This window comes from Hyphomicrobium sp., from assembly GCF_020852195.1.
GTDB lineage: Bacteria > Pseudomonadota > Alphaproteobacteria > Rhizobiales > Hyphomicrobiaceae > Hyphomicrobium_C.
The window spans coordinates 1-8,640 of sequence record NZ_JADZBI010000218.1; the positions used below are offsets into that span (position 1 = coordinate 1).

At 65.9% G+C, this 8,640-nt stretch carries 8 protein-coding genes and 1 pseudogene; 5 read left to right on the top strand and 4 right to left on the bottom strand.

Annotated features, from left to right (window positions below; genetic code table 11):
- The 3 genes and pseudogenes from IT540_RS18090 to alaS all read left to right on the top strand — a co-directional run.
- Positions 1-556 (top strand): annotated as a pseudogene (locus IT540_RS18090) (DNA recombination/repair protein RecA); the annotation flags it as partial.
- A 151-nt stretch (positions 557-707) separates the two neighbouring features.
- On the top strand, positions 708-920 hold the full coding sequence (locus tag IT540_RS18095) for a hypothetical protein (RefSeq protein ID WP_291181045.1): 213 nt from the start codon (positions 708-710) through the stop codon (positions 918-920).
- A gap of 334 nt (positions 921-1,254) precedes the next feature.
- Complete coding sequence (gene alaS / locus IT540_RS18100; protein ID WP_291181047.1) at positions 1,255-3,969, top strand: alanine--tRNA ligase; 2,715 nt, start codon at positions 1,255-1,257, stop codon at positions 3,967-3,969.
- A 36-nt stretch (positions 3,970-4,005) separates the two neighbouring features.
- Here alaS and IT540_RS18105 read toward each other — a convergent pair whose 3' ends face one another.
- Positions 4,006-4,233: a hypothetical protein gene (locus IT540_RS18105; RefSeq protein ID WP_291181049.1), complete on the bottom strand. Its 228-nt coding sequence runs from the start codon at positions 4,231-4,233 to the stop codon at positions 4,006-4,008.
- A 365-nt stretch (positions 4,234-4,598) separates the two neighbouring features.
- On the opposite strand from IT540_RS18105, the gene IT540_RS18110 reads away from it, so the two are divergent.
- Both IT540_RS18110 and IT540_RS18115 read left to right on the top strand, forming a co-directional pair.
- Complete coding sequence (locus IT540_RS18110) at positions 4,599-5,177, top strand: hypothetical protein (RefSeq protein WP_291181051.1); 579 nt, start codon at positions 4,599-4,601, stop codon at positions 5,175-5,177.
- A gap of 196 nt (positions 5,178-5,373) precedes the next feature.
- Positions 5,374-5,535 (top strand): hypothetical protein, encoded by a 162-nt coding sequence (locus tag IT540_RS18115; RefSeq protein WP_291181053.1) that lies wholly within the window; start codon positions 5,374-5,376, stop codon positions 5,533-5,535.
- A gap of 81 nt (positions 5,536-5,616) precedes the next feature.
- Here the strand turns inward: IT540_RS18115 and IT540_RS18120 are convergent, their stop codons facing one another.
- The 3 genes from IT540_RS18120 to IT540_RS18130 form a co-directional block, all read right to left on the bottom strand.
- Complete coding sequence (locus IT540_RS18120; protein WP_291181055.1) at positions 5,617-6,594, bottom strand: glycerophosphodiester phosphodiesterase family protein; 978 nt, start codon at positions 6,592-6,594, stop codon at positions 5,617-5,619.
- Between the two features lie 85 nt (positions 6,595-6,679).
- Complete coding sequence (locus tag IT540_RS18125; protein ID WP_291181057.1) at positions 6,680-7,444, bottom strand: DUF4241 domain-containing protein; 765 nt, start codon at positions 7,442-7,444, stop codon at positions 6,680-6,682.
- A partial coding sequence (locus IT540_RS18130; RefSeq protein ID WP_291181059.1) for an NADP-dependent isocitrate dehydrogenase occupies positions 7,444-8,640 on the bottom strand: 1,197 nt, incomplete at its 5' end. The genes IT540_RS18130 and IT540_RS18125, both read right to left, overlap by 1 nt.

The window sequence follows — 8,640 nt, forward strand, 5'->3', positions numbered from 1 at the left end:
CATCTTCATCAACCAGATCCGCATGAAGATCGGCGTGATGTTCGGCAACCCCGAGACCACGACCGGCGGCAACGCGCTCAAGTTCTACGCCTCGGTACGCCTTGACATCCGCCGCATCGGCCAGATCAAGGAGCGTGAGGAGACGGTCGGCAACCAGACCCGCGTCAAGGTGGTGAAGAACAAGGTCGCGCCGCCGTTCAAGCAGGTCGAGTTCGACATCATGTACGGCGAGGGCATCTCGAAGACGGGCGAGCTTGTCGACCTTGGCGTCAAGGCAGGCATCGTCGAGAAGTCGGGAGCCTGGTTCTCCTACGACGGCCAGCGCATCGGCCAGGGCCGCGAGAACACCAAGCTGTTCCTGAAGGAGAACCCCAAGGTCGCCCACGCCATCGAGAAAGCCATCCGTGCCAACGCCGGCCTCATCGTCGACAAGATGTTGACCGAGCCCGACGCCGGCGCGGACGATGCCGAGGAGCAGCCGGACGAGGACGGCGTGCTGCCGGAGGCGCCGGAAGTGTCCGGTAAGAAGGGCTCGCGCTCTGGCGCCAAGCGCTGATCGGCCACCCTGGCGGTCCGCACTCGGTTGCACAATCTGTGCGCACCCCTCCTGTGCCCGGGCTCGCGGCCTCGTTTGGCGTCCGGATTGCTGGGCAGTAGGGTGATCCAGTCTTGGAGTGTTCACCCGCTACGCGAAAGGAGGGCCAGACGTGGTCCGCCGGTATGGGTGGCTGTTCAGCCTTCTCGGCGCGCCGGTCGTAGCACTCCTGGCCGCGCTTTCCTATGCACGCTCGAAAACGGGTCTGGCGGCGCAAATCAGCACTTTTCTCCTGCTCGTTCCCGTCATCATTATTGTGACGTTGGTATGGTTCCTGGTCTGGTCCTTCTTGATCTGGGCGGCTGTCGGGCTCATTGCCGGCTGAGACACCGGCGGCCGCGCGCATTTCTGGACAACCCCCCTTGAGGCCCGCTAAAAGCGGCCAATGGCCAATCGCGCCCTTGCGACTGCCGGCGTCAGTTGCAATCTAACTCCGTCATGCCGGCGTTTTGGCGAAGTCGAGCTTCGCCTGGATCGCCGGCGCCCCTGCTGCTTCCACACCCGATTCTCTAGGTGTCGTGGATCCCGGCCGTCGCCTATGCGAAGCATGGCACTGCCATGACGCGAAGCATGGCCCCGCCGTGGCGCCGGGATGACGTAGGGTGGAGTGTCGGGCGCCGCGGCCTTATGCGTGCGGTGAATCAATTTCGGAATCTGAGATGGCTGGCGTCAACGAGATCAGACGGGCGTTCCTCGAGTACTTCAAGGCCGAGGGGCACGAGATCGTGCCGTCCTCGCCGCTCGTGCCGCGCAACGACCCCTCGTTGATGTTCACCAACGCCGGCATGGTGCAGTTCAAGAACGTCTTCACCGGCCAGGAGACGCGCCCTTACGTGCGCGCGGCCAGCTCGCAGAAGTGCGTCCGCGCCGGCGGCAAGCACAACGACCTCGACAACGTCGGCTACACCGCGCGCCATCACACCTTCTTCGAGATGCTGGGCAACTTCTCGTTCGGCGACTACTTCAAGGAGCGGGCGATCGAGCTGGCCTGGACGCTCGTCACCAAGGAGTTCGGCCTCGACCCCAAGCGCCTGACCGTCACCGTCTACCACGAGGACGACCAGGCCCACGCCATCTGGAAGAAGCTCGCCGGCCTTCCCGACGAGCGGCTGATCCGCATCGCGAGCAAGGACAATTTCTGGCAGATGGGCGACACTGGCCCCTGCGGCCCCTGCACAGAGATCTTCTACGACCACGGCCCCAAGATCCCGGGCGGCCCGCCGGGCTCGGCCGACGCCGACGGCGACCGCTTCATCGAGATCTGGAACCTCGTCTTCATGCAATACGAGCAGCTCCCCACGGGCGAGCGCATCGATCTGCCGAAGGCCTCCGTCGACACCGGCATGGGCCTCGAGCGCATTGCGGCCGTGCTTCAGGGCGTGCACGACAACTACGACATCGACCTGTTCAAGGCCCTGATCGCGGCCATTCGCGACGAGAGCCGCAAGCTCGGCGCTTCCGACAATCCGGAAGGCGTAGACGTCAAGCCCGCGCGCCGGGTCATCGCCGACCACTTGCGCGCGACGAGCTTCCTCATCGCCGACGGCGTGCTGCCCTCGAACGAGGGGCGCGGTTACGTGCTTCGCCGCATCATGCGCCGCGCCATGCGCTACGCCCACCAGCTCGGCTGCGTCGATCCGCTCATGTATCGGCTCGTTCCCGCGCTCGTGCGCGAGATGGGCGCCGCCTATCCCGAGCTCGACCGCGCCCAGGCGCTGATCGAGGAGACGCTGAAGCTCGAGGAGACGCGCTTCAAGAAGACGCTCGGCAACGGCTTGAAGCTGCTCGGCGAGGCCGCGGCCGGCCTGAAGAAGGGCGCCACCTTCCCCGGCGACGTCGCCTTCAAGCTCTACGACACCTACGGCTTCCCGCTCGATCTTACCGAGGATGCGCTGCGCGCCCGCGGCATCGCCGTCGATACCAAGGCGTTCGACGACGCCATGGCGAAGCAGAAGGAGGAGGCGCGCCGCGCCTGGAAGGGCTCGGGCGAAGCCGCCACCGAGGAGATCTGGTTCGAGATCAAGGAGGATGTCGGCTCAAGCGAGTTTCTGGGCTACGACACCGAGCAGGCCGAGGGCGAGATCCGCGCTCTCGTGCAGGGCGGCAAGCCCGTGAAGACGCTGAAGGTGGGCGAGGAGGGCGTTCTGGTCCTCAACCAGACGCCGTTCTACGGCGAGAGCGGCGGCCAGGTCGGCGATGAAGGTGTGATCAAGGGCGCCAAGGGTGCGCTGTTCCGCGTCACCGACACGCAGAAGAAGCTCGGCGACCTCTTCGTGCACATCGGCAAGGTCGAGAAGGGCAGCTTCAAGGTGGGCGACGCCGTCGAGCTCGAGGTCGATCACGCGCGCCGCACGGCGACGCGCGCCAACCACTCGGCGACGCACCTTCTGCACGAGGCCCTGCGCCAGGTGCTGGGACTGCATGTGGCGCAGAAAGGCTCGCTCGTCTCGCCCGACCGCCTGCGCTTCGACTTCGTGCACACGAAGCCGATGAGCGCCGACGAGATCGCGACCGTCGAGCGGCTCGCCAACGAGATCGTGCTCGAGAACGGCCCCGTCGAGACCCGTCTGATGGCGCTCGAGGACGCCAAGGCGTCCGGCGCCATGGCGCTGTTCGGCGAGAAGTACGGCGACGAGGTGCGCGTCGTGTCCATGGGCGCCCTTGACGACGGCGGCTTGAAGCCCGGCGCCAACAAGGCGTGGTCGGTCGAGCTCTGCGGCGGCACGCACGTGCGGCGCACCGGCGACATCGGGCTCGTCAAGATCGTGGCCGAGAGCGCGAGCTCCGCCGGCGTGCGCCGCATCGAGGCGCTGACCGGCGACGGCGCGCGCGCCTACCTGGCCGACGCGGATGCGCGCCTGAAGGAGGCGGCCGCCGTCCTGAAGACGCGCCCCGAAGATCTCGTCGAGCGGCTCAAGGCGCTGGTCGAGGAGCGCAAGGCGCTCGAGCGCCAGCTCGCCGACGCCAAGCGCCAGATCGCGCTCGGCGGCGCAGCCGGTGCCGGCAACGGCGCCGCCTCCCAGGCCGACGCCGTGCGCACCGTCGGCAGCGTGAAGCTGCTTGCGCGCTCCGTGCAGGGCTTGAACCCGAAGGACCTGCGCGGCCTCGTCGACGACGGCAAGAAGCAGGTCGGCTCCGGCGTGGTGGCCATCGTCGGCGTCACCGAGGACGGCAAGGCCGGCCTCGCGGTTGGCGTGACGGACGACCTCGTCAAGACCTGGAGCGCCGTCGACCTCGTGAAGGCCGGCGCGGAAGCGCTCGGCGGCAAGGGCGGCGGCGGCCGCCCCGACATGGCCCAGGCCGGTGGCCCGGACGGCGCCAAGGCGCCCGACGCGCTCGCCGCCATCGAAGCCCGCCTCGGCGCCGGAGGTTAGTTCCTCCCTCTCCCCACAAGCGGGGAGAGGGATTGATCATGGCCTCAGCGCAACCGCGAGCCGGAACAGTCCCCACGAGAGCGGCCGCCGCGTGTGCCGCCAGAAGAACGCGATCAGCGGCTTCGAGAGAATGTCCCACACCATGAGCGTTGCCGCCGTGGTCGCGACCTCGCGCCAGGTCAGGTCTGGCATCGCCAGCACGAGGTCGAGCAGCGTGGGATCGAGAACGAGATCGAACAGCAGATCGGTGGATTGCGAAGCCATGACACCCCTCCCTCTTGGAACGCGGGGTGCAGCCTTCGATCATGCTTAAGATGGGCCAGCGCGAAGTTGAAAAGCATAAGCAACGCGAGCGCCTTGAATGGGAGGGCCAAGAATCCGCTTCATATCCGACGTCAGCCTGCGAATGCATCGAATTCGAACGAATGACGCCTCCGTAACATAAAGAAAAACAATTATAAATCAATATATTATAGCAATAAATTCGAGTAAAATATAACGAACGCATGGCTTGCAACGCACGCCGCTTGCGACGGCTCGGATGAAATGCAATAGAAAGAACACTACGCATGCGCGTCCGACGCGCGCGCATGCAAAGTCATTCAATTCCATTCGGTGTGGGTAACGGCATGGCTGCCGACGGGACCTCAGGCGCACCGGCCGATGATCGGGTCGCGCATATTTTCGCGACTTTCGCCCGCGACGTTTTCAATCCCATGGTCGCCCTGAGCGGCGTTGCCACGGTCGAGCGCCGGCGTCTCCTAGACGAGATCCGCCGGCGCCTCGATGTGGTCGAGGAGGTGATCGCGACCGCGGAAGCGGCAGCCTTTCCAGGGGCTGGTTTTTCTGCCCCCATCCCTCTCTCCGCATCGGCCGGATCGCCCGCCGGCGGCGGCACCGATGCGGACGGCTCGGCGCTGGACGAGATCGGCCGCAACCAGAGGAGCCGCGTGCGCGAGCTGGTGATCCTCGAGGCCCTCGCCCAGGAGGCGAAGGCCTATTCCCTGCAGCAGGTCATGGCGGCGCTCGTGCACCGCGGCTTTAAGGACGACACGCCGTCGGCCGTGGTATCCCAGCTTCACCGGCTGAAGAAGCTCGGGCTGATCAGCCAGCCCATGAACAGCACCGGCATGTACGAGATCACCAACGCTGGCCTCGGCCACGCCCGAGCCCTGCGCTCGAGCTTCGGGCCCTATCTGCCCGCCTAGTGCGCTTCCGAAAAAGCGGAAGGCCAGGGAACCAACCGGCGCGGCAATGCGTCCATTGACCCGACGTGGGCCGATCCCTATCTGGCAGCCGAACCCCATGGGGACTAGGGAGTTTTCCTAGGTCCCACGACGCCGGTGGACTCGGCTAGATTGCAGCCCGGCTTGGGGGAGCTTCAAGAAGCAACCGATAGAGAACATGCGCACATCCTTGCGCGCCCACGCGCGCCTTGACCGCCTGGCCCATGCCGTCCGGTGCGGTTTCCTTCGTCTCATCTACGGCAAGGGCTGGGCCTGCGCCGACTATCAGCGCCGCCACGTGCCGCTCGCCGGCCCCCGCCCCGGCGCCCGGCTGGACTAGAAGCGTGAATCATCGGCCTCGTCAAAAGGCGAGAGCGCGATCTCGATTCAATCAAAGCTGATCACGCTCTAGCCGGAACGATCACCGCTTCCCGGCCACGAGCGGTGCTATGGCGTGCACGCGGTTGGTCCAGATGCCGCCGGTGTAGCCTTCGGGCAGTTGGCCGATGTCGAACGCCGTGTCGATCCCGGTGGTGAACGCGCGGCCCGTGTACGGCCCGACGACGTAGACCTCGGTCCCCGCCTCCTGCATGCGGGCCAGGAAGCGATGCGGCCAGCCCCAGAGCGCCCACGCGTAGTTGATCGGCACGAGCAGCATCGTGCCGTGGCAGGCGCGAGGGACATGGCTGCTCCATCCGAGGCCGATGTAGCTGAGGAGGCAGCTCTTGAGCGTGCCGCGTCCCATGGTGCGCATATCGGGCAGGACCGTGCTGAGTGCGCCGAGCGGCACGTCGTCACCGAACACGGCGAGGCGGGCGCGGGCCGCTTCCGGCAGCTTGGAAAGGCGCGCGGCCAGCATCCGCCCTTCGGCAGCATCCCGGCTCTTGATGTTGATGAGGAGGCGCTTGTCTGGAAACGCGGCCAGCACCTCGTCGAGCGACGGCATGAGCCCGACGCCGAGACCGCGGAACGGAAAGGTCTTGCCGCCGTCCGCCGTATAGCCGTAGCCGATGTCGAGCCGCTTGAGCTCGGCGAGCGTTTGCTCGCGCGTCACGCCTTTGCCGTCCGTGCGGCAATCGAGCGTCCAGTCGTGGAAGACTGCGAAATGCCCGTCAGCCGTCGGGTGCACGTCGAGCTCGACGACATCGGCGCCGGCTGCGAACGCGGCCTGCATGGATGCGATCGTATTCTCCAGGAACTCGTGCTCGGGCGTGCGGATGCGCGTTGCGGTGCAGGTGTCGCTTTCCAGTCCTTCGGACGGATAGGTCTGCGCCAGCCCGCGATGGGCGAGCAGCTTCGGCCGCCCGTCCGCTCGCGGCGCGAGAAGGTTCGTATTGACGAAAAAAGCGCCGATCGCGAACAGCGCTACGGCGGCGAGCAGGAAACGTCCAAAACGCAAAATCAGCTCTCCGGTGGCTGCGCGTCGGGAGCCGAACGGAGCCCACGAATCCGGCGATCGAAAGGCCGAGGCGCCGCCGCGCGCCTCACCAAGTGGCCGTGTTCCAATCGATGGTTGAGAAATCGGTTACGAGCGCCGCGACGTTGCCCTCTGCGTCATAGCCGAACCAGGACGCATAGAACCCGTCGCCCCAACCGCTGCCGAACATGATGGCGTTGGCCTCGCCGAGCGCAACGTTGAGCAGGAAGAAGTACGGGCCCACCACCTTCGGCCCGTTGCTCTCGCCTTCCGTCTGCCAGGCCTCCCAGGCATCGGGATTGGACTCGAGCAGCCGGGCCGCCACCTTGCCCGCCTGCGGATCGAAGAAGGATCCCGTCCCCGCATCGACGCCGTAGCCGAAGATCTCGTCCTCTTTGAGCGACGCCACGTCCTGCCCTTCGACCACGGCCATGGACCAGCGCTTGATCGACGCCTGCTTGAAGTCGACCCGCGCGAACGCGACGCGCAGCCCGCCTGAGGGAAAGTCCGCCACCGCGAGGCGGACGGGAAACGTCCCGCTCGGAGTCCGCTGTGTAAACGGCTTGGCATCCGTGAGCGCAATGAAGGGATCGGCGGCGCAGATGCGCCCGCTCGGAAGCTTCACCTCGCCGGCCTCGACAACCCTGAAGCGCACGGTCTCGACGCGCGTCTCGCCCTGGAGCTCGTCGCGCGTCGTAACCGTGAAACCGGGTAGGAAAGCCTTCTCGAAGGCCGCCGCATAGGCCGGCGGGTCGCCCGGCCCGGCCAGTGCGCGCGACGAGGAGAGGAGCCCAAGCGCCGCGGCGAGAGCGGAAAGCGCCCGCCGCAGCATTACGCCGTTGCCATCGCGGCTTTGAGGTTGGCGTCGATCTTGTCGAGAAAGCCCGCCGTCGAGAGCCACTTCTGGTCGGGGCCGACGAGCAGCGCCAGATCCTTAGTCATGAAGCCTGCCTCCACCGTGTCGACGCATACCTTCTCCAGCGTTGCCGCGAAGCGTGCCAGCGCTGCGTTGTCGTCGAGCTTGGCGCGGTGAGCGAGCCCGCGTGTCCAGGCAAAGATGGAGGCGATGGAGTTGGTCGAGGTCTCCTTGCCCTTCTGGTGCTCGCGATAGTGGCGTGTCACGGTGCCGTGCGCGGCTTCGGCTTCCACCGTCTTGCCGTCGGGCGTCATCAGCACGCTGGTCATGAGGCCGAGCGAGCCGAAGCCCTGCGCCACCGTGTCCGACTGCACGTCGCCGTCGTAGTTCTTGCACGCCCACACGTAGCCGCCCGACCATTTGAGGGCGGACGCCACCATGTCATCGATGAGGCGGTGCTCATAGGTGATCTTCTTCTTGGCGAAGTCGTCCTTGAACTCGGCGTCGAACACTTCCTGGAAAAGGTCCTTGAACCGCCCGTCGTAGGCCTTGAGGATGGTGTTCTTGGTCGAGAGATAGACCGGGAACCCGCGGTTAAGGCCGTAGTTGAAGGAAGCCCGCGCGAACTCGCGGATGCTGTCGTCGAGATTGTACATGGCTTGAGCGACGCCGGAACCGGGCGCCTTGAAGACCTCTTTCTCGATCACCTGACCGTCCTCGCCCTCGAATTTGATCGTGAGCCTGCCCTTGCCGGGGAACCTGAAGTCGGTGGCTTTGTACTGGTCGCCGAACGCATGGCGGCCGATCACGATCGGCTGCGTCCAGCCCGGCACGAGCCGCGGCACGTTCTTGGCGATGATGGGCTCGCGGAAGATGACACCGCCCAGGATGTTGCGGATGGTGCCGTTCGGGCTCTTCCACATCTCCTTGAGGTTGAACTCTTTGACGCGCGCCTCGTCCGGCGTGATGGTCGCGCATTTGACGCCGACGCCGTGCTTCTTGATGGCGTTCGCAGCGTCGATGGTGACCTGGTCGTTGGTCGCGTCCCGGCTCTCGATGCCGAGGTCGTAGTATTCGAGGTTCACGTCGAGGTAGGGATGGATGAGCTTGTCCTTGATGAGCTTCCAGATGATGCGAGTCATCTCGTCGCCGTCGAGCTCGACGACAGTGCC